Raw genomic sequence first — 20,469 nt, forward strand, 5'->3', positions numbered from 1 at the left:
GTCTACAGAGACTATTCGGGCAATTTGTCGGGGTGGCGGGGGGCTGAGGAGGGCCGGTCCCGTATGCAGCGCCGCATCCCCCTGTTCACCAGCGAAGGCGTCCGTGACGCCGAGGTCACCGTGCACCCGTTCGCGGCCGGCGACGGACTGGGCCTGACCCTGACCCGCTACCGCCGCGCGCCGGCCGCCGGTCCCGCACCCGCCACCCGCCCCGCACCGGCCGACGCGGTGCTGCTCGTACACGGTCTGACCACGTCGAGCGACATGTTCGTGATGCCCGAGCACGACGACCTCACCACCCACCTGCTCGACCACGGCTACCCCGACGTCTGGGCCCTCGACCACCGGATGAGCAACCGCTTCCCGTACGACCTGGCCGCCCACCGCTTCACCCTCGACGACGTCGCCCTGCACGACTTCCCCGCCGCGTTCGCCGAGATCCGGGCGCACATCGGCCCGGCGGCCCGGCTGCACGTGATCGCGCACTGCCTGGGCGGGGTGACCTTCGCGATGAGCCTGGCCGCCGGCCTCGTCACCGGCGTGACCAGCGCGGTCATCAACAGCTCTGCCCTCGTCCTGCGGCCGCCCCGGTGGTCCCGCTGCAAGCTCTACGTCGTCCCCGGCCTGACCGAGTACGTGCTCGGCCTGCCCTACCTCAACCCCGCCTGGCCGCAGGACGCCCCGTTCACCCGCGGCCGCATGATCGCCCGGCTGGTGTCGCTCTTCCACCCCGAATGCCGGGTGCCCTCCTGCCACATGGTGAGCGCGATGTGGGGTTCCGGGCGGCCCGCGCTGTACGACCACGCCCTGATGTCACCGGTCACCCACGAGCGTGCGGCGGACCTGTTCGGAGCCACCGGCCTGCACTATTACCGGCACATCCGGGCGATCGTCCGGGCCGGCCGGGCCGTCAAGTACCGGCCCGGCGACCCGGCGTACCGCGAACTGCCCGACGATTACCTGGAGGCGGCGGCCGGTCTGACCACCCCGCTCCTGCTGACCACCGGCGACCGCAACCACGTCATGGCCGACTCCAACCCCGCCTGCCAGCGCGAACTGGCGGCCCGCGCACCCGGCGTCTCCCGTCTGCACCGCTTCCCGGGCTACGGCCACCAGGACGTCTTCATGGGCAAGGACAGCGCCCGCGACGTCTTCCCGCACCTGACGGCCTTCCTGGACGCGCACTGAGCCCCCCGCCGGAAGCCCGCGCTATCGCCCCTGCCCGTACACCCCCCACAGCTCCCCGGCGAAGAACTCCCCGAACCGGGCGAGCGCGGCCAGCGGAGCGGCCCCCGTCGCGCGCATGGAGGCCAGCTGCCGCACGAAGCCCAGACGCCCCACGCGCACCACACCGGTACCGAGCGGTGCCCGCGCGGGCTCCTCACCCGGCGCGAGCCGGCCCTGGTGGAGCTCGACCGCCAGGGTGGTCGTGTCAGCCCACAGGTCGGGTCCCGGGTCGTCACCCATCTCCTTGCGGCCGGTGAGGGTCAGCGGGCGGCCCTGCGGCCCGTCCAGGTGGAGGTGGTAGAGCATCCGCCGGTGCCCCGGCAGCCCGCCCGGTACGAAGAGGTTGAACCAGCCCTCCCGTACGGACAGCCGGCCGCCCAGCGGGTCGCAGTCCACCGTCCCGCGTACGGCGGCCCGGTGGTCCGGCGAGTCGATGAAGGCGTCCACGTCGTCGACGGTGACGGTCAGGCGCAGGACGAGCCCCGGCCCGTCGGCCAGCGCGCCGCGCATGACCTCGGCGAACGTCAGGGCCGTGGCCGGTGCCGGGGCGGGGCGGTGCGCGCGCCGGGACGGCCGGTTCTCCAGCAGCCGGGTGCTCATCCGGTCCGCCAGCGCCGCGATCGTCAGCGACGGGTTCACCCCGACCGGTCCGGGCAGCGCCGCCGCGTCCGCCACGTACAGGCGGGGGTGCCCGAACACCTCGCCGTACGGGTCGCAGACGGCCTCCTCCGGGCGGTCGCCGAGGGGCGCGCCGCCCACCGGATGGACGGTGACGACCCGCCGCCACCACCAGAGGGGATTGTCCAGGTGGCCCGCGCCCATCGCGTCGGCGAGCCGCCGCATCGTGGTGCGGACGCCTTCGTAGTACGCCCGGCTGGTGGCGGTGGTCCACCGGACGTCCAGCCGGCCGTCCCGCAGCCCCATCACCCCGTCGGGCACGTCCCGGCCGACGCCCAGCAGCGGCAGCACCCCGGGGAAGCCCTTGCCGGCCCCGAGCAGGGCGGCGATCTCACCGGAGAGGTTGCTGTCCGGCGAGCCGAGGACATGATCCCGCGCCAGTCCGGCGGCGAACGCGGCCAGCCGCCCGGCGCCCCCGGCGAGCCGCACGCCCTCCGCGAGCCAGTTCAGGAAGCCGGGGTATCCGCCGTCCTGGACGATGTGCCCGCGCCCCGCGCCGCCGTCCGCCTCGCCCACCACGCCGGTGATCACCGGCCCGCGGTCCGGGCGCGGCACCGGTGTCCCGTCCCGGCCGTACAGGAAGGTCAGCAGGTCACCGTTGCCGCAGAACCGGGTACCGAGCGCCGGGCCCAGGCCGGGCAGCCGCGCCCGGTTGGCCAGCAGCAGGTGGACCGTGCCGTACGTGCCCGCCGCCAGGACCAGCCGGCCGCAGTCGATGTGGCGCCGCGGCAGGTCGGCGGTGCGTACCGGCGGTCCCGCGCCGTCCATGTCGTGCACGACGTATCCCACGCGGTATCCGCCGCCCTCCAACGGCTCCACCGTCACGGCCTGGTGCCCGGTCCGCAGATCGGCGCCGTGGTGGCGCGCGGCGGACAGATACGTGTGGTCGAGAGTGTTCTTCGCGCCGTTGTTGCAGCCCAGGTCGCACTCACCGGTGAGCGCGCAGGTGCCGCGCGGCACGCCGTGGAGATTGCCGTACGGCTCGTCAGCGAGCGACAGACCCGGGCCGGGCGGCGCGCCGGGACGAGGGGCGAAGCTGACCGCGAGCGGCGCCGGTGACCACGGCAGCCCCGCCCGCCCGGCCGCCTCCCGCAGCGCCCGCGTCTTCGGTGTACGGGCGTACGGCTCGGTGTCGGCCGGGTAGGGGACCGGGCGCAGTACGGACTCGACCGCGTCATAGTGCGGGTCGAGGTCCGCGCGGGTCAGCGGCCAGGATTCATGGCCGCCACCGGGCAGTTCCTCCCGTGCCACGAACCAGTGCGGCTCCTTGCGCAGCAGCACATTGGCGTAGATGAGTGAGCCGCCGCCCAGCCCGGAGGAGACGAGGGAGTCGCAGCCCCGGAACCGCCAGACGTCGAACAGGCCGTACAGCCCCTCACTCGGGTCCCACAGGGCCCGCCCCAGCTCCGCCGGCGCCCGGGGAAAACTCCCCGGCGGATACGCCCGTCCGCGCTCCAGAACGACGACGGACAGACCCGCCTCCGCCAGCCGGTACGCCGCCACCGACCCGCCGAAACCGGAGCCGACGACCAGCGCGCCGACCCGCTCGGGGCGCCCCGCCCCGCTGTCCGGCGACGCCTCGGCCACGTTCCGTCCCTCCAGCTCGGCGACGGCCGCGCGGACCCGCGGCGGCCGGCCCTCCCAGTAGAGCAACGGACCACCGCGCGCACATCCGGAACCCGGTGCCGATCGGCGGGGAGGCGGGAAGACCGGGTGCCGGGAGGTGTGGAACACCAACGCCTGGACAGAAGACCCGCACCAGTGCTTCGGAAACGCAGGCACCCGCGAGGGGTCACACGTCTGACGCTTTCCGCCGCGTGCCCTCGCGAGCCGTACGAACGCACCACAGCGTTTGAAGGAGGGCCCGCCATGGCCACCACCGCACCCGCACGCCGCGAGCGCCGCCACACCGCCCCGGACACCGCCGAGGACCTCCGCCTCCTGGCCGGACTGCCCGACGGCGCGCGCCGGACCGGCGTCCGACGGCGGGTGATCGCCGCCTGGCTCCCGATGGCCCACCGCCTGGCCCACCGCCTGCGCGACCGCGGCGAGAACCTCGACGACCTGCGGCAGGTCGCCGCCCTCGGCCTGGTCAAGGCCGTCGACCGTTTCGACCCCGAACGCGCCGACGCCTTCGAGACCTTCGCCGTGCCCACCATCACCGGCGAACTCAAGAAGCACTTCCGCGACTGCACCTGGGACGTCCATGTCCCGCGCCGCGCCCAGGAAGCACGCACCAAGGTCCGTACGGCCGTACGGGAACTGAGCACCGCCCTCGACGGCCGCTCGCCGACCGTCGCCCAGCTCGCCGGGCACACCGGGCTCGGCGAGGAGGACGTCCTGCTCGGCCTGGACGCCCTGGAGACCTACCGCTCGCTGTCCCTGGACGCGGCCCTCGGCCCGGACGGCGACGGCGCCGACCACACCCTCAAGGACACCCTGGGCAGCACCGAGACCGGCTTCGCGCGCATCGACCGGCGCGAGGCGGTCAAGCCCGCGCTCGCGCGCCTGCCGGAACGCGAACGCCGCATCCTGTACCTGCGGTTCTTCGACGACCTGACCCAGAGCGCCATCGCGGCCGAGACCGGCTTGTCCCAGATGCACGTGTCCCGGCTGCTCAGCCGGTCCCTCGCCCGGATCCGCGCCGAGGTCTCCCCGGCCGCGTCCACCGGCGTCCGCGCCGCGGCCTGATCCGCGGCACGGACGGCATCCGGCCCAATCCCCGGAATTCGACGTTAGCGACCCGAACAGAGGGGAACGCGTGTGCTGGCGGCCGGAACCGGGCGTTCACCACGCCCCACGAGCGGCTTTCCGGCCGCGGTCACGCACCGGCACATCTCACGAAGAAAGGCGGAACCATGCCTGCTGCACGCGACATCATGACTCCCGGAGCCGAGTGCGTCGGTGCCGAGGAGAGCGTCCTCGACGCGGCCCGCAAGCTCACCGATCTCGGCGTCGGAGCGGTTCCGATCTGCGGTACGGACGACCGGCTCAAGGGCGTCCTGACGGACCGGGACATCGTCGTCAAGGTCCTGGGCCAGGGCAAGGACCCCGCACGGACCAAGGCCGGCGAACTGGCCCAGGGCGAGGCCGTGACGATCGGCGCCGACGACGGCGCGGAGGAGATCCTCGCGACCATGACCCGGCACAAGGTCCGGCGCCTGCCGGTGATCGACGGCCACCGCCTGGTCGGCATGGTCGCGCTGGCCGACGTCGCCCGCGCCCTGCCCGACTCCAAGGCGGGCGACCTCCTCGAAGCCCTCTCCACCGACTGAGAGCACCGCGCACGCCCGCGGGGACGGGGTGCGGCCGCGCCGGACCGTAGGCACGATGGTGTACGCGGCGTGGGCGCACCTCCGTCAATCACCGTGCACTCCGGTTCGAACGCCGGTTTGGTTATGGCGCGGTCCCCGCCGTACGGGTATACACGAGCCCACACGACGGGAGGCACACCATGGCGATCGACGGTTTCACGACCTGTCTGTGGTTCGACGGCCGGGCCGAGGAAGCGGCCCACTACTACCTGTCCATCTTCAAGAACTCCCAGCTCGGCCACATCGCCCGTTACAACGAGGCCGGGCCCGGGACGCCCGGCGAGGTGATGGCGGTCGAGTTCGTCCTCAACGGCCAGAAGTTCATGGGCCTCAACGGCGGCCCGCAGTTCACGTTCAGCGAAGCCGTCTCGTTCCAGGTCCGCTGCGCCGACCAGGAAGAGGTGGACTATTACTGGGAGAAGCTCACCGACGGCGGCGAAGAAGGCCAGTGCGGCTGGCTGAAGGACAGGTACGGCGTGTCCTGGCAGGTCTTCCCCAAGGAACTCCTGCAGCTGGTGACCGACGCCGACCCGGCGAAGGCGAAGCGGGCCAGCGAGGCGATGTTCCAGATGCACAAGATCGACCTCGCGGCCGTCCGCACGGCACACGCCGGAGAGCGGTAGAGCGCGGACGGCGGGGCACGGGCAGGCCGCCCGTGCCCCGCCGTGTGCCCACCGGCGCCCCCACTCGTTTGGGGGCGCCTTTGATGGCAAAGCGGGACCAACGGGTAATCAGCCCCCATGTCTCTCGATGCTCCCCTGACGGCCGCACCCCTGCCGGTCGAAGCGCCGACGGCCGCCTCCCACCTGGCCATCGGCATCGGCCCCCTCATCGCGGGCATCGTCGTCGTACTCCTGCTCATCGGCGCCGTGGTGTACGGCTACCGGCGCCGCGCACGCAACAAGGACCGCCCGCCGCGCGCCCACGCGCGGCCCCGGCACGCGAGGACGGCGGCCCGGAACGGCACGTCGGCACGGGAGACCGACGGGGTGTCCCGGGAGAGCCATGACGCGACACCGGCGGCCGGGGTCAAGGACATGGGCGAGTACGGGACGCGCCCCGGCGACTCCGACGAACCGCCGCCGTTCAACGAGGGGAAGAGCGGCTCGTTCGGCAACGGCTGAGGCCGCACCCCATGGTGTTCCCCCGTCGGAAAGCACCCGCGCCGCCCCGCACCGCCGACCCGGCACGCACCGGCTTCGAGGCACTCGACCGGCGCCTGCCGGCCGCCGAGGGCGCCAGAGCCCTGCTGCGCAAGGCCTTCCCGGACCACTGGTCCTTCCTGCTCGGCGAACTCGCGCTCTACGGCTTCCTCGTCCTCGTCCTCACCGGCACGTACCTGACCCTGTTCTTCGACCCGGTGACCGCGCACACCGTCTACCACGGCCGGCACACCCCGCTCTCCGGGCTGCCCATGTCACAGGCGTACGCCTCGACCCTGCGCATCAGCTTCGACATCCGCGGCGGGCTGCTGATCCGGCAGATCCACCACTGGGCAGCCCTGGTCTTCATCGCCGCGCTCTGCGTCCATCTGCTCCGGATCTTCTTCACCGGTGCCTTCCGCCGACCCAGGGAAGTCAACTGGATCATCGGCGTGACGCTGTTCATGCTGGCGATGCTGGAAGGATTCGCCGGCTATTCGCTGCCCGACGACTCACTGTCCGGCACCGGCCTGCGCACCGCGCACACCATCGTGATGTCGATCCCGCTCGCCGGCACGTACCTGGGCTTCTTCCTGTGGGGCGGCCCGTTCCCGGGCACCGACCTCGTCAACCGCCTGTACGGGCTGCACATCCTGCTCGTCCCGGGCATCCTGGTCGCGCTGATCACGGCACACCTGATCCTGGTCGTCCACCTCAAGCACACCCAGTGGAACGAACGCGGCCGCACCAACCGCAACGTCGTCGGCCGCCCGATGTACCCGCACTTCACCGCGAAGTCCGCCGGCCTGTTCTTCATGACCGCGGGCGTCCTGACGCTCCTCGGCGCGCTGGCCCAGATCAACCCCGTATGGGAGTACGGACCGTACCGCGCCGACCAGGTCGCCACCGACGCGCAGCCCGACTGGTACGTCGGCTTCCTGGAAGGCGCGCTGCGCCTCATGCCGCCGTGGGAGAGCGACCTCTGGGGCCACACGGTCCTGTGGAGCGTCCTGGTCCCCGCGGTGATCCTGCCCGGACTGTTCTTCCTCGTCCTGTACCTCTATCCGTTCTGCGAGCAATGGCTGACCCGGGACGGCCGGGAACACCACCTGTGCGACCGGCCGCGGAACCGTCCCACGCGTACGGCCCTGGGAGTCGCCGGCATCGTCTGCTACGCCGTGCTCCTCGCCGCCGGCGGCAACGACGTGACCGCCTTCGGCTTCCGCGTCTCGGTGAACGCCCTGACCTGGTTCTTCCGCGTCGCCCTGGTGGCGGCCCCGGTGCTCGCGTTCCTGCTCACCAAGCGGATCTGCCTCGCCCTGCAGAGCGAGGATCGCGACGCGCTGGCGGAGGGCGAGGAAACCGGCGAGGTGACGCAGGACGTGAGCGGCGGACTCGGCGAGGGGCACCGGGGCCTGTCCGCCGACCGCCGGTACCGGCTGCTCGTGCGCGACCTCCCCGAACCGCTGCGGCCCCCCGCGGATCCTGCCGGTACGGCCCACCTGGCACGGCGGCAGCGCGTACGCCTGGCACTGAGCGACTGGTACCACCGCGACCGGCTCGAACTGCCGGTCACCCCCGAGCAGCGGGCCCACATCGCCGAGCGGACGGCCGGGCCGGACGACAGCTGACACCCTTCCCGTACGACGCCCCTCACGACCGCCCGGCGAACTCCATCACCATGCCGACCACCCCCGCCACCAGCAGGCCGACCCCGATCACGAACAGCCACAGCCCGAAGACGACCCCCAGCGCGGTCAGCGCCACCGCCAGACCGGTCAGCGGCGGATAGCCGCTGCGCGGCGGGAAGAACCCGAGCCCGCCCGACCGCTCGCGCACCTCCGCCTCCTTGCGGTCCTCCGGCCGCGCCCCGCGCTTACGGTGGTTGACCGTGCAGAAACCGCACACGAGCAACGCCATCAGACAGGAGACGGCCAGCGCCGCCGTACCGGCCGGCTCCCGCGACCACAGCCCGTAACCCAGACCGGCCACGCAGAAGAACCCCGCCACACCGGCGAAGAGAAGCGCCTCGGCCTTCACGGATGACGCTCCCGGTGCGGATCGGGAGTCGGTTCGCCCCCGCCGCGCTGCGGAGCGGGCAGCCGCAGTACCTCGGGGTGGTGCAGGTCGAAAGCGGGGGAGTCGGACCGCACCCGGGGCAGCGCGTGGAAGTTGTGCCGGGGCGGCGGACAGGACGTCGCCCACTCCAGCGATCTGCCGTACCCCCACGGATCGTCCACCAGCACCTTCGGCGCCCACCGCGCCGTACGCCACACGTTGTACAGGAACGGCAGCGTGGAAAGCCCCAGCAGGAACGCGCCGGCCGAGGACAGCGAGTTCAGCACGGTGAACCCGTCGGCGGCCAGATAGTCGGCGTAACGCCGGGGCATTCCGCTCGAACCCAGCCAGTGCTGCACCAGGAACGTCACCTGGAAACCGGTGAACAGCGACCAGAAATGAATCCTCCCCAGCCGCTCGTCGAGCATCCGGCCGGTCAGCTTCGGCCACCAGAAGTAAAAGCCCCCGAACATCGCGAAGACCACCGTCCCGAACAGCACGTAATGCAGATGCGCGACGATGAAGTACGAGTCGGTGACATGGAAATCCAGCGGCGGCGACGCGATCAGCACCCCGCTCAGCCCGCCGAGCAGAAACGTGACCAGGAATCCGCCCGCCCACAGCATCGGCGTCTCGAACGACACACTGCCCCGCCACATCGTGCCGATCCAGTTGAAGAACTTCACCCCCGTCGGCGCCGCAATGAGAAATGACATCAGGGAGAAGAACGGCAGCAGCACCGCACCCGTGGCGAACATGTGGTGCGCCCACACGGTCGCCGAAAGCATCGTGATGGCGATGGTCGCACCCACCATGCCGATGTACCCGAACACCGGCTTACGGCTGAACACCGGGACGATCTCCGTGATCACCCCGAAGAACGGCAGCGCGACGATGTACACCTCCGGATGCCCGAAGAACCAGAACAGGTGCTGCCACAGCACCGCCCCGCCGTTGGCGGGATCGTAGACATGTGCCCCGAACTTCCGGTCCGCCTCCAGGGCGAGCAGCGCGGCGGTCAGCACCGGGAACGCCAGCAGCGCCAGGATCGAGGTGAACAGCACGTTCCAGGTGAAGATCGGCATCCGGAACATGGTCATGCCCGGGGCGCGCAGACACATGATGGTGGCGATGAAGTTCACCGCGCCCAGCGTGGTGCTGAGGCCGGACACCACCAGACCCATGGTCCACAGGTCACCGCCGGCGCCCGGGCTGCGTACGGCACCGTTGAGCGGCGCGTACGCGAACCAGCCGAACGACGCGGCGCCCTGCGGCGTGAGGAACCCCGAGACCACCATCAGGCCGCCGAAGAGGAACAGCCAGTACGTCAGCGCGTTCAGCCGCGGGAAGGCCACGTCGGGAGCGCCGATCTGCAGCGGCATCACCGCGTTCGCGAACCCGGCGAAGGTGGGCGTCGCGAACAGCAGCATCATGATCGTGCCGTGGATGGTGAAGAGCTGGTTGTACTGCTCGTTGCCGACGATCTGCAGACCGGGACGGGCCAGTTCGGCCCGCATCACCATCGCCAGCGCGCCCGCCAGCAGGAAGAAACCGAAGGCGGTGACGAGATAGAGATTCCCGATCACCTTGTGGTCGGTCGTGGTCAGCCAGCGGCGTACCGCGCGTCCCACCGTGTTGCGGGGCACCGCGACGCTCTCCGTACGCGTGCCCTGCTGCACCTCGACAACCATGAACCTCCGCCCGGCCCGCGCCGGAGACCGACGCGGGCACGCCGACACGTACCGCGAGGCACACGCGCCGGGCCACGGCGCGCGGCCGCCGACCGGCACCCGACAGCCTGGCACCAGCGGCGGCCGGATCGCCGGTGCCCACGGTGCGGGACGGGCCACCGCCACCCGGAAGGGTGCACGCCCCGGCGCCCTCGCGCCGGGGCGCCCCGGCGCGAGGGGCGGCTCGGCGGCCGTCCCGGCTCAGGCCCGGCGCGTCTCCTCGGCGGTCACCGGGCCGCGGCGCAGGGACAGCAGCCGCAGCCGGCACAGGAGGCCGGACCTGCCGGCGGGGGCGGGCGTTGGCTCCGTGGGGGGAGCGGGAGCCGGGGCGGGGCCCTTGTGCGGGGTGGATTCGGAGGCGGGGGTGGGGGTGTGGTGCTGGACGGGTTCGTGCTTCGCCCGGGATCCGGGCTGAGGGCCGGCCCCGGTCCTCGACGCGGACTCCGGCTCGCCGTCGTACGAGGAATAGCTCACGGCGCGCAGATAACCTTCCAGCGCGCGTTGGGGATCGATGGACATGACGCACCTCTCCTGCTGATCGCTGCTGCGTGGCGCGGAAGCGCTCCGTGCATAAGGGAGCGCGGCCCGGTCAGCAGCGCAGGACGGTGTGGCGCGCGCGGTCGCCCGCGGCGTCACGTACGCCGGCCCGCAGATCGGCCCAGCGGGAGAGGAGCCGGTCGAGACGGCCGGTGCGGCGCGGCAGCGACGGGGCGAGGGCCCGCACCGTGGGGGAGCGGTCGGTCCGGCCTGCCCGGGGCGCCCGGGACCCGGCAGCCTGGGCGATGCTGTCATCGGCCACCGGCTCGGCCGACATGGCGGCGGAGACCTCGGAAGGCCCGGCGCCCGGTTCAAAGGCCGCGGGCGCCGAACCGCACAGGGCGATCAGCACGGCGATCAGCACCAGGACACCGGTCCGCGCCTCGGACCGGTGGACCTGGCAGCCCCCACGGTTCATGCACAAAGGGTAGTCAGTCGGCTACTGTCTGCGCATGTCGTCGAACGGGTGAGATTGAACGTCGTGAAAACCGGTCATCGCCCGCGGAAAGGAGCTGCCATGGCAGCCGGCAAGCGCATTCTCATCACCGGCGCGGGGTCCGGCTTCGGCCGCGACGCCGCGCTGCGTCTCGCCGAACGCGGGCACCACGTCATCGCGGCGGCCGAGAACCGCCCGCAGATGACGGCGCTGATGGACGCGGCGGACCGGCGCGGCGTCCGCCTCCAGGTCGAGAACCTGGACGTCACCGACGCGCTGCACCGACACCAGGCGCACACCTGGGACGTGGACGTCCTGTTCAACAACGCCGCCGTCGGGGAAATGGGGCCGCTCTCCGAGATTCCGCTGGAACTGTTCCGGCGGGTCTTCGAGGTGAACGTGTTCGGCCATCTCGCGCTGGCCCAGGGATTCGCCCGGCGAATGGTGGAACGCGGCAGCGGCCGTATCGTCTGGCTGTCGTCCATCGCGGGACTGACAACCAATCCGTACCTCGGTCCGTACTGCGCGTCCAAGTACGCCATCGAGTCGATCGCCCAGGCCATGCACGACGAACTCAAGCCGCTGGGCGTCCAGGTGTGTACCATCAACCCGGGGCCGTACCTGACGGGTTTCAACGACCGGATGGGCGACGCGCTGCGCGTCTGGTTCGACCGGGAGAGATCCTTCAGCGCCGGGCACTTCACCACGGATCTCGGCGTCGAGGTCCGCCTCGCCGACGATTACGGCGAGATGACCGGGGAGAGCCAGAAGGACCCCGAGGAGATCGTCGAACTCTTCGTGAAGGTCGCCGAGGAGGACTCCGGCCTCTTCCGCAATTTCCTCCCGGCGGACCGCATCGACGAGGTGAAGCGGCAACAGGCCGCGATCTGGGACCTCCGGCAGTGACCCGGCCGGCCGTCGCTTCCGCTGCGCGTCGCTGACGCAAGGAACCCGCCAGGGCCCCGCCACCTCACCACGCCCGGAGGAACCGCCCCCGTGCCGCCCGTCCCGCTCCGTGCCACGCCAACCGTGCCGCTCCGCCCCGTCCCCGGCCCGCGCGGCCTGCCGTGGCTCGGGAACCTGCCCGCCTTCGGCAAGGACCCCCTCGCCTTCATGGCCCGGCTGCGGGACGAGTACGGGGACGCCGTGACCTGGTCGCTCGGCCCGCGGCGCAGCCTGTTCCTCTCCCACCCGCAGCACATCGCCGAATTCCTCGGCTCCCGGGAGCACGCCTACGGCCTCCTGGAGGTCGGCTGGGTATTCCAGCGGATCACCGGTGAGAGCGTCGTCCGCAGCACGGGCGCCGACTGGCGCCGCAAGCGCGGCCTGGTCCAGCCGGCCGTCCGCCCGCGCCAGGTGCGCCGCTACGCCCGGATCATGGTCGACACCGCCCGCACGGCGGCCGACGGCTGGCGCGCGGGCGAACGCGTCGACGTCCACCGGGAGATGAGCCTCCTCACCCAGCGCATCGTGCTCCGCACACTGTTCGGCAACGACCTCGGAAGCCGGACCCGGGCGCTCAGCGAGGCGATGGCGGTGGCCGAGCAGGCGATGGCCGCCGAACTGCGTGGCATCGGCATCTTCCTGCCGGACTGGGTCCGCACGCCCTCCCGGCGGCGACTGCTCGGCGCCGTCGCCACCATCGACGCCGAGGTGCACCGGCTGATCAGCGCGCGGAGGGCAGGCCCGGGCGGCAACGGTGGCGACCGTACGTATGGCAACGCCCGTATCCATGGCAACGCCCGTATCCATGGCAACGCCCGTATCCACGGCAACGCCCGTATCCACGGCCAGGGCGACGACCTGCTGGCCCGGCTCCTCGAAGCCGCCGACGAGGACGGGCGCCCGCTGTCCGCCAAGGAGGTACGCGACGAGGCGGTGACGCTCTGGACGGCCGGTCACGAGACGACCTCCACCGCACTGACCTGGACCTGGTACCTGCTGTCCCGGTCACCGGAGGCGCGGGCACGGCTGGACGGCGAACTGGACCGCGTCCTGGCCGGCCGCCCACCCACCGTCGACGATCACGAACAGCTCACCTGGACCCGTCAGATCGTCCAGGAAGCCCTGCGGATCTACCCGCCGTCCTGGGTGATTCCCGCCGTGGCCCGGGAGGGGGCCGTACTGGGCGGCAGCGGCGTTCCGGCCGGTACGGCGGTGTGGTGCAGCCAGTGGACGACCCACCGGGACCCGCGCTGGTTCCCCGACCCGACCGCGTTCCGCCCCGAACGCTGGGACGCCGACGCCCCGGACGCCATCCCCGACCACGCCTGGTTCCCGTTCGGCGGCGGTCCGCGCGGCTGTCTCGGCGCCCGGTTCGCGCAGGTGGAGGCGGTGCTGCTGCTGGCCACCCTGGCCCAGCGGTTCCACCTGGACGTCACACCCGAGGAAGTGCCCCACCGGATCGGCATCCTCATCCAGCCGGCCGTGCCACTGGTCGCCACCCTGCGGGCCCGTCGGAGGCCGTGACCTCAGCCGAGAATCCCCAGCTCGGTGTCCGGGCGACAGCCGTAGCACGCCTCCACACCCCGCCCCAGCGCGTCGACCGCCTGCTCGCGGCTGATGGCCCGGCCCCGCGCCTGACCACACCCGCCGACATGGACGCGCACGGGCCGCCCGTCGCGCCCCCCGAGGCGCTCGGTCTCCAGCAGCCAGTCGGGCCGGGGCGGCCGGACCGGTTCGGGACGGTCGCGCTCCTGCTGTTCGAGGTGCTGGATACGGGCCCGGACGGCGGCGAGCTGCAGGCGCAGCCACGTCTCCAGGGTGCGGAGGCGCGGCAGATCCGGGGGCAATTCGCTCACGCGTTCGAGTCTAGCCGTCCGGGGCGGGAGATTGGGCGGCTGCCCTGCCGCCCACGCTGACCTGGCACGATGCTCCCCATGAATGCTGATGACTCGTCCGTGCCAACTGTCGACGTCAGGCTGTGGCGCGCAGATGCCGTTGTGCTGTTCGACTGGCTGATGAGCACCGATCTGAACACGGTGCCGATCACGCATCCGGCGCAGAAGCAGGCGCTCGCCGACCTGCTGGCGGGGTTCGAATGGAGGTGCAGCGCAGCTCTCGCAGGAGTCACCCAGGGAGAGGTCGCCGCAGCGCAAGAAGAGGTAGCCCGAGACATGGGCTGGTAGAAGACCGGTCGGCGATCAAACGTGGACGGCACGGCACGGCGCGGGCTCGGCATTCAAATCCGCCCGGGCTCAAGATTCGATGTCGCGGAACGCTGCCCCAGCCCGTACGGCCTTGCGCTCAGCCCGCCGCATCCCGGCCGGTGGTGGCAGGCGCGGCGGCCAGGGGAGCGGCGCGCGCCGGCGCCCGGCAGGCCACCGCGGCGCACAGCAGACCGGCCGCGATGCTGCCCAGGTGGGCGCGGCTGGAGAGTGTGGAGGTCACCACGCACTCCAGAGAGAAGGCCAGCGCCGTACCCACGACCAGTACCGACGCCCGGCAGGCCCATCCCGTGCAGATCAGCAGCCCGACCACGGCCGCGGACGGACCGGTGTCGGCCAGTGTCGCCTCGGCTGCGGAGACCGCCAGTGGGTGGTGCGGGCCGAGGGTGAGCACGAAGCGCGCGAAGAAGGTCGCCGCGGCCGTGGCGATCAGGGACACAGCCGCCGTACGCGCCGTCCCGAGGACGCACTCGGCCACTCCGAAGATCACGACCACCTGGGCGATGGCGCCCCACCACGGGAGCCCCGGCGCCGGCGCGAACAGCGACAGCGGCAGCCGCAGCAGCACCAGCCAGGGCGGCACGTCGGCCCGTACCCCGGCGAGCGACCAGACCAGTCGCTCACCGGCATCCGTCAGCGTGAGCGCATGACAGATGATCACGAGAACCGTGGAGACCGCCGTCAGCGGCACCGCGGCCAGGCGGCGACGGCAGAGCGCGGCCCACGTCGGCCCGGCGACGCGGTGCCACTGCGCCAGGAGGGCCCGCCCGGCGCGCGCCGACAGGCCGGGCGCACACTCGCGCGGCCCGCATTCTCGCTCGCGAGCCCACGCTCGGCCCCGGCCCCGGCCCCGGCCCCGATTCCGGTCCCCGTCGCGGTCCCGGCGCGGAAGGGGCCGCCATGTGCCGATCACGGACCGGTCCAGTTCTTCATCGCGCCTCCGACACGAACCGGCGACCGGGTCGCGGTCCAGCGATCATGATCACTCGATACTCATCGCGCACGTCACTCATGCCTTACGCCGTACGTCACTCACGCCTCGCACCACGCGTCACTCATGCCTCACAAGCGCCTCAGGTACCCGCCAGGTACCCCACAGGTACCCCACTCGTCCCCGGCGAGGTTCCCGCGGCCCGCCGGTACTTGCCGGTTCACCCTTTCGCCACGGGTGCCCCGCCGGGCTGAGTACATGTCAGTGACCGGGGGCGCGCCGCAACGTTCCGCCGGCGATGACGGAACGGGCGGGCACGGTAGCCCAGCCGACAGCCTCCACCCTGCGAGGATGTCAAATTACGACGTTCCTCGTACAATGATGATCCCCGGCTGGAACCGACCGCCCGAAGCCGACTCCAGGAGCCGCGCCATGACGACCACCACGACGACATCAGCCGACCGGCCCGGTGCCCGCGTCCTGGACCACCCGGACCGTTCGGCGATCCGTCTCGAAGACGTGCTGCACGCGCTCGCCGACCCGATGCGGCTGCGGATCGTACGCTCTCTCGCCGCCGCCCAGGGCGAACTGTCCTGCACGGTCATCGAGCTGCCCGTCAGCAAGTCGACCTGTACGCACCACTACCGCGTACTGCGCGAGCACGGCGTCATCAGCCAGATCTACCGCGGCACGGCCAAGATGAACGGACTGCGCCGCGCGGACCTGGACGCACTCTTCCCCGGCCTGATCGAACGCGTCCTGGAAGCGGCAGACCTCCAGGACGAACGTCTCAAGGACTGAAGCGGGAAGCGGGAAGCGGGCTCGGGGCGCCTGCGGCTGCCGGGCCGGCCCGCTCAGCGATCCCCGCCCTCCGCCGCCGCCAGCAGCTCCGGCCAGTCGGCGATCTTCACGGTGGTCCGCCCCAGTCCCCGGCCGAGCGCGGCCTCCGCGGCCTCGATGCCCAGCCAGCCCTGCCAGCGGACCGGCCGCTGCCCGGCCCGCTGCAACGCGGCCACCGGATCGTCCGGCAACGGCTCGCGCGCCAACGCGTCCGCGTCCGCCAGCAGCGCGGCCGCCGTCTGCTTCGCGCACGGCCGGTTCGTACCGATCACCCCGGTCGGCCCCCGTTTGATCCACCCCGCCACGTACTCGCCGGGGCAGGGCGCACCCTCCCGCAGTACCCGCCCCTCCATGTGCGGCACCGTCCCGGTCGCCGCGTCGAACGGCAGGCCCGGCTGCGGGGTCCCCTTGTACCCGACCGAGCGCAACACCAGCTGCGCCGCGATCTCCTCGTACTGCCCGGTGCCCGTGACGCCACCCGCCCCGTCCGGCACCGTCCGCTCGAACCGCACCCCCCGTGCCCCCGACTCCGCGTCACCGACCACCTCGACCGGCCGCAGGAAGAACCGCAGATGAATCCGCCGCCGCCCCTGCCCCTCCCCGCCCTCTACTCCCTCGTCCCGGACCCCGCCCCGGACCCCGTCCCGGACCTCCCCCTGAGCCCATCCGCGTAGCACCTCCACATTGCGCCGATTCACCGCGGGCAGTCCCGCGGGGTCCCCGTATGCCGGGTCCAGCGCCAGCTCCTCGGGCCGTACGACCACGTCGGCGCCCGGCAGGGCACCCAGCTCGCGCAGTTCCTTGGTGGTGAACTTCGCCTGCGACGGCCCCCGTCGCCCCACCATCCACACGTCCTCCACCCGGCTCTCGCCCAGCGCGCCGAGCGCCGCCTGCGGCACGTCCGTACCGACCAGCTCGTCGGCCCCGCGGGCGAGGATCCGCGCCACGTCCACCGCCACATTGCCCACGCCGATCACCACCGCCGACCGCGCGGCGAGCGGGAAACGGCCGTCCGCCGCGTCCGGGTGCGCGCTGTACCAGGAGACGAAGGCGGTGGCGGAGTGGCTGCCGGGCAGTTCCTCACCGGGGATGCCCAGGTGACGGTCGGTGGCGGCTCCCACGCAGTACACCACCGCGTGGAACATGCGCCGCAGCTCCGGCGGACCGAGGCCGCCGGCCCCCACGTCGACGTTGCCGAGGAAGTGCACGCGTGGATGCTCCAGCACCGCACGGAGATTGTGCTGCAGCGATTTGATCTTCTCGTGGTCGGGCGCCACCCCGTAGCGGACCAGCCCGTACGGGCACGGCAACCGGTCGAGCACATACACCTCGACGTCCGGTACGGCTTCCTGCCCGACCAGCGCCTGAGCGGTGTAGACGCCACTGGGTCCCGAACCGATCACTGCGACACGAAGCACGGAAGGCCCCTTCCCGCGGAGTACTTCCAGAATCGCACCGGTGTGGGGAGCGCGGGAGATGTGCGGCCGGGGTTGCCCACCGAAACGGCCAAAGGGCGGGCCGCGAGGGTGAACCTCGCCCGTACATCAACTGTCACCCGCCCGAGCGATTCCCGCCCCGCCCTACGCCCCCTTCACAGCCCCCGAATCGCTCTGCAACGGCGGCAAATCCTGCACAGGCGCCGAATCCTGCGACGACGGCGGGTCCTCCATCGCAAGTGGATCGTGCACCGGAGGCGGGCCCTCCAGCGGAGGCTCCGGCCCCTCGCTGGGCGGCGTGCCCAGCTCCCAGTCCAGCCCGTACCGCTGAAACAGTTCAGCTCGCAAGCGCGCGGCCGGCATCGGCGCCCCTGGCAACAACACCGCCACCACCGACCCCATCAGCAACGCCCGCAACAGCCGGTAATCCGTGTCGGCGTCCTCGGTGCCGTACCGCTCCACCGTGTCACGCAGCAAGAACGCCAGCCGCTGCTGCTCCGGACACTGGATGAAACCTTCCGCCGTCAGGATCCCGGCCATGTGCGTACGCATCAGCAGCGGCCGTTCCTGCGCCAGCCCCAGAATCGCGTCGATCGCCCGCGCCAGCCGCTCCCGGCCCGCGTCCGCACCCGCCGGCACCGGCTCACGGTCGAGCGCCGCCTGCAACGAATGGTGCATCAGCCGGTGCACGGCCGACTGCAGCAGCTGCCGCTTCCCGGGAAAGTAGTACGAAATCAGCCCACGCGCCGACCCGGCACGGCAGGCGATGTCCCCGAGCGTCGTCGCTTCATACCCGCGCTCGTCCACCAGCTCGACGGTCGCCTGCAACAAACGCTCCCGGGAACGCCGCCGCAACTCTTCATTGACCGAGGGGCTGCGGGGGGACATGCTGTTAACTCCTGCGTTGACTGGCTGAGAGCCAATATACTCAGCAGGTCTCCGGATGTCCGCCCCGACGCGGCCAGAACTCCGGACAAGCCGCCTGGGTCGGGCGACGCGGGGGATCGTCCGACCCAGGCGGACGTGATGTCGGTCGCGCCTCCTGTGGCCTGTCTTTCTGCAGGTCACAGGAGGCGTGGCGGGTCGGAGCAGGTAGGCGAGTACGATCATCTCTGGCCACTTTTGGTCGTGCTCATGCTGACTTTCCTGATGGGGCGTCAGGCCCTGGATGGTTACGCTCTGTGCCGACCGCGAGAGGATCCCCTTGGGCTGGGGCTGGGGGCTTCCATGGGGCGAAGGTGACTCGCAAGAGCGAGCGACGCCCCCTGTCGTGATCTGATGGAAGTGACTGTCGGCCGCCCACGATCTTCTTGAACTTGCCGATCCTTACGCGTCATCAAGCGGGCGCAAGTCGGCTGCGGAATCGCTATGTCACGGGCCGTGCGCGAATAAGGGCCGTTTCGGGATTCATCGAGGCCGACGATCTCGGTACGTACGTCATGAAGTCGTCTACCGGACCCATCTGACCTGCGATTACGTGACCTTCCGTCTCTCTGGCCTGCACGGATCGGTCTTTCAGTGCCTTTCACCGCTGCGCCGTGTTACGTAGCCGATTCTCCCCAGGAGAGCCCTGGGACGTTTCTACGGCCGCGGCCGGGGCCGACATCTGATGATCCCCGGCCGGCCCGGCCCCGGCAGACCGCTCGGCTCCAAGAACCAGCAGCCCGTCATGCGCTACGACGTGGGTAAAACCGTCAGACGCCCCGGGATCATCATTGGACGCGAGCGGGCCGGACCCTGACGAGTGTCGTGGGATATCCCATTGCGGACGCCGCGTGTCAGGTCGCGGTGGGGATGTAGCGGGCTGCTGCGAGCTTGGCCATCGTCCGAAGTCTCGCAAAGTAGGAGGCGCAGTACTCCGAGTTGATCAGGGTCACGACCTTGTCGAGGTCGGCGATGCAAGCCCAGAGGGTGGCAATGCCACTGTCGTCGAGCCCACCGTTCAGCTCTCTCCGGACGAGGCCGGCGACGTCGGCGTCCAAGAGGATCAGCTCCACGCCCTCAACGTCAATGCCGCGGAAGCTGTCCGGGTACAGGGCGCGCCGGTGCTCCTCCCACAGCCGGGCGAGTCGGTCTTCAGGCTGCGCTCCGCTCATGCCGACAGCTGCCACGTCTGCCGCAGATGGTGGGCGAAGGAGCAGGGAAACAGCATCGAAGACGGCATGCACCATGGTGATGGCCCTGACCGGGCCGAGGGCGGCACTTGTCACAGTGCCCTGCGTGAGCTTGTCGCGCAGTAGTCGGCTGCGGTCGAGCTCGGCAGCGAGTTCGACCGGGATGAGCCCTGCATCGACGGCCCGCTCGATGAGGTCCTGGACCGGTTCGTTGATGGACAGACGCTCGACAAGAACGTGCTCCAGGGCGAACAGGGAATGCGTGACGGCAACGGTGGCGAACTCGTACCGGTAGTAGGAGTGCCGGATGAGCTCGCGGGACGTTTCCAGCGCGCTCAGGACGTACATCGACGCCTCGCCGGGCAGAACCAGGTCGGCCACCAAGGCGTCCATGCCCGCATAGTCGAGAACGACGTCGCGGGCACGCGGGTCCGGTACTGGCAGAGGAAGCGGGTCGGGCAACGGCGGCAGGGTGTTCACCAGCGCAGTCTTGTCGTTCGAAGGCTTCGGGTGCCAACGGATTTGCTCGGGGCGGTTGTCGACTTGGTGCCGTACGTCGCCACTGGCCCGGTCCGATCTTGAAGAACAAGTTCAGAGGGCATTTTCTCCCGATGTTTCGTCCTGAGATGTGTCGTTGGTGAGCTGTTGCAGCCCTCGCCAGGTTGGGGTGGATTCTCTGGTGAGGCGGCGGTTCGGCGTCAGCCGTCCCAGGGTTCGCTCCACGCGCCACCTGCGTGGTTGCACGGTGTTGTTGCCGCCTCGCAGATTCGATCACCTCCGGCTACCTGCGGCCACCTCTGACCGTCCCTCGCAAGAGCGAGCGACGGCACACCGCTGCGATCCGATGGAGACGAGCGCC

At 71.3% G+C, this 20,469-nt stretch carries 20 protein-coding genes; 10 read left to right on the forward strand and 10 right to left on the reverse strand.

The window, feature by feature from the left end; all coding sequences use genetic code 11:
• Nucleotides 1-63: 63 nt before the first annotated feature.
• Nucleotides 64-1,188 carry an alpha/beta hydrolase gene (locus tag ACZ53K_RS23380; RefSeq protein ID WP_468839847.1) on the forward strand — a complete coding sequence of 375 codons (1,125 nt, stop codon included), beginning with the start codon at nt 64-66 and terminating at the stop codon, nt 1,186-1,188.
• A 21-nt stretch (nt 1,189-1,209) separates the two neighbouring features.
• Here the strand turns inward: ACZ53K_RS23380 and ACZ53K_RS23385 are convergent, their stop codons facing one another.
• Complete coding sequence (locus ACZ53K_RS23385) at nt 1,210-3,558, reverse strand: GMC oxidoreductase (protein ID WP_468839849.1); 2,349 nt, start codon at nt 3,556-3,558, stop codon at nt 1,210-1,212.
• A 216-nt stretch (nt 3,559-3,774) separates the two neighbouring features.
• Here ACZ53K_RS23385 and ACZ53K_RS23390 point away from each other — a divergent pair, with 216 nt between their 5' ends.
• From ACZ53K_RS23390 to qcrB, 5 genes are all read left to right on the forward strand, one after another.
• Nucleotides 3,775-4,596, forward strand: coding sequence for a SigB/SigF/SigG family RNA polymerase sigma factor (locus ACZ53K_RS23390; protein WP_468839852.1), 822 nt, complete (start codon nt 3,775-3,777; stop codon nt 4,594-4,596).
• Nucleotides 4,597-4,763: 167 nt separating this feature from the next.
• A complete protein-coding gene (locus ACZ53K_RS23395; protein WP_468839855.1) occupies nt 4,764-5,180 on the forward strand; it encodes a CBS domain-containing protein in 417 nt (138 codons plus the stop codon).
• A gap of 179 nt (nt 5,181-5,359) precedes the next feature.
• A complete protein-coding gene (locus tag ACZ53K_RS23400; RefSeq protein WP_468839858.1) occupies nt 5,360-5,842 on the forward strand; it encodes a VOC family protein in 483 nt (160 codons plus the stop codon).
• 117 nt (nt 5,843-5,959) lie between these two features.
• Nucleotides 5,960-6,343: a DUF6479 family protein gene (locus ACZ53K_RS23405; protein WP_468839861.1), complete on the forward strand. Its 384-nt coding sequence runs from the start codon at nt 5,960-5,962 to the stop codon at nt 6,341-6,343.
• 11 nt (nt 6,344-6,354) lie between these two features.
• Nucleotides 6,355-7,992, forward strand: a complete 1,638-nt coding sequence (qcrB, locus tag ACZ53K_RS23410) for a cytochrome bc1 complex cytochrome b subunit (protein ID WP_468839863.1) — start codon at nt 6,355-6,357, stop codon at nt 7,990-7,992.
• A gap of 22 nt (nt 7,993-8,014) precedes the next feature.
• On the opposite strand, the gene ctaF is transcribed toward qcrB, so the two are convergent.
• The 4 genes from ctaF to ACZ53K_RS23430 all read right to left on the reverse strand — a co-directional run bounded on the left by ctaF (nt 8,015) and on the right by ACZ53K_RS23430 (nt 11,104).
• Nucleotides 8,015-8,401 carry an aa3-type cytochrome oxidase subunit IV gene (gene ctaF, locus ACZ53K_RS23415; protein WP_468839865.1) on the reverse strand — a complete coding sequence of 129 codons (387 nt, stop codon included), beginning with the start codon at nt 8,399-8,401 and terminating at the stop codon, nt 8,015-8,017.
• Nucleotides 8,398-10,110, reverse strand: coding sequence for an aa3-type cytochrome oxidase subunit I (gene ctaD, locus ACZ53K_RS23420; RefSeq protein WP_468839868.1), 1,713 nt, complete (start codon nt 10,108-10,110; stop codon nt 8,398-8,400). The genes ctaF and ctaD overlap by 4 nt, the downstream gene beginning before the upstream one ends.
• Nucleotides 10,111-10,350: 240 nt before the next feature.
• Nucleotides 10,351-10,668 carry a hypothetical protein gene (locus ACZ53K_RS23425; protein WP_468839870.1) on the reverse strand — a complete coding sequence of 106 codons (318 nt, stop codon included), beginning with the start codon at nt 10,666-10,668 and terminating at the stop codon, nt 10,351-10,353.
• Between the two features lie 70 nt (nt 10,669-10,738).
• Complete coding sequence (locus ACZ53K_RS23430) at nt 10,739-11,104, reverse strand: hypothetical protein (protein ID WP_468839873.1); 366 nt, start codon at nt 11,102-11,104, stop codon at nt 10,739-10,741.
• Nucleotides 11,105-11,203: 99 nt separating this feature from the next.
• On the opposite strand from ACZ53K_RS23430, the gene ACZ53K_RS23435 reads away from it, so the two are divergent.
• Nucleotides 11,204-12,028, forward strand: coding sequence for an SDR family oxidoreductase (locus ACZ53K_RS23435; protein WP_468839876.1), 825 nt, complete (start codon nt 11,204-11,206; stop codon nt 12,026-12,028).
• A gap of 123 nt (nt 12,029-12,151) precedes the next feature.
• Entirely contained in the window at nt 12,152-13,591 is a 1,440-nt protein-coding gene (locus ACZ53K_RS23440; protein ID WP_468839879.1) for a cytochrome P450, read from the forward strand.
• A gap of 2 nt (nt 13,592-13,593) precedes the next feature.
• On the opposite strand, the gene ACZ53K_RS23445 is transcribed toward ACZ53K_RS23440, so the two are convergent.
• Entirely contained in the window at nt 13,594-13,923 is a 330-nt protein-coding gene (locus tag ACZ53K_RS23445; RefSeq protein ID WP_468839881.1) for a DUF6233 domain-containing protein, read from the reverse strand.
• Between the two features lie 78 nt (nt 13,924-14,001).
• Here ACZ53K_RS23445 and ACZ53K_RS23450 point away from each other — a divergent pair, with 78 nt between their 5' ends.
• Entirely contained in the window at nt 14,002-14,250 is a 249-nt protein-coding gene (locus ACZ53K_RS23450; RefSeq protein ID WP_468839884.1) for a hypothetical protein, read from the forward strand.
• A 118-nt stretch (nt 14,251-14,368) separates the two neighbouring features.
• Here ACZ53K_RS23450 and ACZ53K_RS23455 read toward each other — a convergent pair whose 3' ends face one another.
• On the reverse strand, nt 14,369-14,980 hold the full coding sequence (locus ACZ53K_RS23455; protein WP_468839887.1) for a hypothetical protein: 612 nt from the start codon (nt 14,978-14,980) through the stop codon (nt 14,369-14,371).
• Nucleotides 14,981-15,652: 672 nt separating this feature from the next.
• Here ACZ53K_RS23455 and ACZ53K_RS23460 point away from each other — a divergent pair.
• On the forward strand, nt 15,653-16,021 hold the full coding sequence (locus tag ACZ53K_RS23460; protein ID WP_468839890.1) for an ArsR/SmtB family transcription factor: 369 nt from the start codon (nt 15,653-15,655) through the stop codon (nt 16,019-16,021).
• 53 nt (nt 16,022-16,074) lie between these two features.
• On the opposite strand, the gene ACZ53K_RS23465 is transcribed toward ACZ53K_RS23460, so the two are convergent.
• The 3 genes from ACZ53K_RS23465 to ACZ53K_RS23475 form a co-directional block, all read right to left on the reverse strand.
• Nucleotides 16,075-17,478 (reverse strand): FAD-dependent oxidoreductase, encoded by a 1,404-nt coding sequence (locus ACZ53K_RS23465; protein WP_468839892.1) that lies wholly within the window; start codon nt 17,476-17,478, stop codon nt 16,075-16,077.
• A 162-nt stretch (nt 17,479-17,640) separates the two neighbouring features.
• Entirely contained in the window at nt 17,641-18,384 is a 744-nt protein-coding gene (locus ACZ53K_RS23470) for a TetR/AcrR family transcriptional regulator (RefSeq protein ID WP_468839895.1), read from the reverse strand.
• A gap of 890 nt (nt 18,385-19,274) precedes the next feature.
• Entirely contained in the window at nt 19,275-20,090 is an 816-nt protein-coding gene (locus tag ACZ53K_RS23475; RefSeq protein ID WP_468839898.1) for a hypothetical protein, read from the reverse strand.
• Between the last annotated feature and the right edge of the window lie 379 nt (nt 20,091-20,469).

This window comes from Streptomyces sp. NPDC033221 (assembly GCF_055577005.1).